This window comes from Planktotalea sp., assembly GCF_039984035.1.
Classification (GTDB): domain Bacteria; phylum Pseudomonadota; class Alphaproteobacteria; order Rhodobacterales; family Rhodobacteraceae; genus Planktotalea.
Genome location: NZ_JBDWVM010000198.1, coordinates 1 through 2,769, shown reverse-complemented (window position 1 = coordinate 2,769; position 2,769 = coordinate 1). Strand labels below are relative to the sequence as shown.

Sequence of the window (2,769 nt, the reverse complement as noted above, 5' to 3'; positions counted from 1 at the left end):
CTCCATGATCTTTTTAACCACATGGGGGTCGGCCATATGCGCCCGCGTCATGCCAACCATATCAAGCAAACCGTTTTCAACCGCATGCCGCGCAGTCGCAACATCTGGGATTTTCGCGGCATGGAACGTGGGCATGCCTGTCAGCTTCTTGACCTGACCTGCGAAATCCAAGTGCGGTGCATTTTTCATGCCCTGCACTGGGATCAAATCCGTCATGGCAGGGTCAGTATGAATGCGCCCGCGCACCACATTGAGAAAATCGAGCTGGCCCGTCTCAGCCAAGGTTTTGGAAATCTTGAGGCCATCCTCGGCCGTGATCCCACCTTTCTGCGCCTCATCAGCCGTATATCGGAACCCGACGATGAACTCATTTCCAACACGTTTGCGGATGGCGCCCAGAACATCCAAAGGAAACCGCATACGATTTTCCAAAGTGTCCGCGCCGTAAGGCCCGACCAAATCATTGGTGAGCGGGGACCAAAATTGATCCAACAGATGGCCATAGACCTGCAATTCGATCCCATCCATGCCGCCCGCTTGCATCCGTTCTGCGGCATCAGCAAAATCGGTGATGATCCGTTCAATGTCCCAATCTTCGATCAATTTCGGAAAGGCACGATGCGCCGGTTCGCGATGTTTGGAGGACGACAGTGAGGGCAACCAATCCCCCTTGTTCCACGTCGTGCGCCGGCCCAAATGGGTGAGCTGGATCATCACAGCGCAGCCGTGTTCATGGCACCCATCCGTCAGGTTTTGAATCCATGGGACAACTTCGTCTTTGTACGCGAGGATATTGTTAAACACAGGCGGGCTGTCTTTAGACACAGCCGCCGATCCCGCAGTCATCGCCAAGGCAACACCCGCTTTAGCGCGTTCAGCGTGATAGGCACGGTAGCGGTCCTTTGGCATACCATCTTCAGGATATGCGGGTTCATGACTGGTCGTCATGATCCGGTTTTTCAACGTCAGATGTTTCAGCTGATATGGCTGGAGCAATGGATCTTTGGTCAACAGAACGCCCTCGCTAGAGACTTGACAGATGTGTCGTGTTGAAAGGCTGCCGTAAAATTGACATCTGTGTCAAGTTTCTTATGTTGCACCTATGAATACATCCCCTGCGCGCCAACGTGGCTCTAAAGAACTTTGGCTCGATGCGGCCTATGAGATGCTCGTGTCAGGTGGCATTGAGGCTGTCAAAGTCATGGCGCTGGCCAAAAAACTGAATTTGTCACGCACGGGCTTTTATTGGTTCTTTGCCGACCTCAGCGCATTGCACGCTGAAATGATCGACCGGTGGGAGCGTCGGAACACTGGGCACCTTGTGCAGTCGTGTCAGGTGCCTGCAGACAATATCTGTCAGGCCTTGTTCAACGTGATGGATTGTTGGCTTGATCCGAAGCTATTTGATGCGCCTCTTGATCTTGCAATTCGCAACTGGGCCCGCGTCGATACCAACTTGAAAGATCGATTGGACGAGGCAGACAGGCGAAGGCTTGGCGCGATCTCTGACCTGTTTCACCGTCATGGCTATTCACACGAACAGGCTGAAACCCGCAGCATGACACTCATCTACACGCAGATCGGATATATCTCGATGCATGTAGAAGAAAACCGCGCCGAACGACTACAGCGCGTACAGCGCTACGTGGAAGTATTTTCAGGAACCGCACCATCCAAAGCTGATGTCGATCGTTTTCTCGCTCGCCACAGCTAACGCAGAAATGCACCAACGTCGCGCTGCTTCCTCGCCCAGAACAATATCGCGGCGACGACTTGAAATTTATGCTTGGGTCTCATGCCCTTCAACAGCGCCCGCCCTCGACAAATCTGGTAAAACCCGCCACATCAGCGCATACATCTCGGCAAACCGTAACTGCCGATAAGACTTAATTCTGGAGCAAAGCGATGCAACTTTTTGTAGGTTTGGGAAATCCCGGCAAAAAATATGAAAAGAACCGTCACAACATCGGCTTCATGGTGCTGGATGAAATCGCTTCTGATCAGGGCTTCACCCCGTGGAAATCACAGTTTCAGGGCGAGGTATGCCAAGGCAATATTGGCAGCGAGAAAGTCATTCTGCTCAAGCCCTCAACCTTCATGAACCTCTCCGGTCAATCCGTCGGCGAAGCCATGCGCTTTTACAAACTCACACCCGCTGACGTCACCGTCTTTCACGACGAGCTCGACCTCGCGCCCAGCAAAGTGCGCGTTAAAATGAGCGGCGGACACGCGGGCCACAACGGCCTTCGCTCGATCCATCAACATATCGGCGAGCATTACCAACGCGTTCGCCTCGGCATTGGTCATCCGGGCCACAAAGACCGCGTTGCAGGCTATGTGCTCAGTGATTTTGCCAAGGCAGAAGCAGACTGGCTCGACGATGTGCGTCGTGGGTGCAGCGATGGCGCGGCCGAGCTGGCAAAAGGCGACACCCCCCGCTTCCTCAATGCGGTCTCGCTGCGTACCGCCCCTGCCCGTTCCTCAAAAACCGCAAAGCCGACGGAAACGAAAAAACCAAAAGCTGCCCCCGAACCGGTCGAGGACACACGCAGTGCTATGCAGAAATTGGCGGATAAATTTCGCAGCTAACACGTGATAATCCCTGACCGACAAAAGCAGACCCACACGTCACCGCGTCCCTAACAAAGCTTCCCAAACACCGCCTCAGCGATATACTACCTCTCAAAACCTGCGAGACCTCTATGAAAATTGCTGCCCTTACTATGGTGTACCGCGACTATTGGGCGTTATCGCGCTGGTATGCACATC

At 53.7% G+C, this 2,769-nt stretch carries 2 protein-coding genes and 1 pseudogene; 2 read left to right on the top strand and 1 reads right to left on the bottom strand.

Features of this window, described 5'->3' with window-relative positions:
* Positions 1-1,011: pseudogene (locus ABJQ89_RS09210) on the bottom strand (N-methylproline demethylase); the annotation flags it as partial.
* Positions 1,012-1,102: 91 nt separating this feature from the next.
* On the opposite strand from ABJQ89_RS09210, the gene ABJQ89_RS09205 reads away from it, so the two are divergent.
* Both ABJQ89_RS09205 and pth read left to right on the top strand, forming a co-directional pair.
* On the top strand, positions 1,103-1,714 hold the full coding sequence (locus tag ABJQ89_RS09205; RefSeq protein ID WP_348495954.1) for a TetR/AcrR family transcriptional regulator: 612 nt from the start codon (positions 1,103-1,105) through the stop codon (positions 1,712-1,714).
* Positions 1,715-1,905: 191 nt separating this feature from the next.
* The gene (pth, locus tag ABJQ89_RS09200) at positions 1,906-2,589 is read left to right on the top strand and encodes an aminoacyl-tRNA hydrolase (protein ID WP_348495953.1); all 684 of its coding nucleotides are present in this window, start codon (positions 1,906-1,908) and stop codon (positions 2,587-2,589) included.
* Positions 2,590-2,769 lie beyond the last annotated feature (180 nt).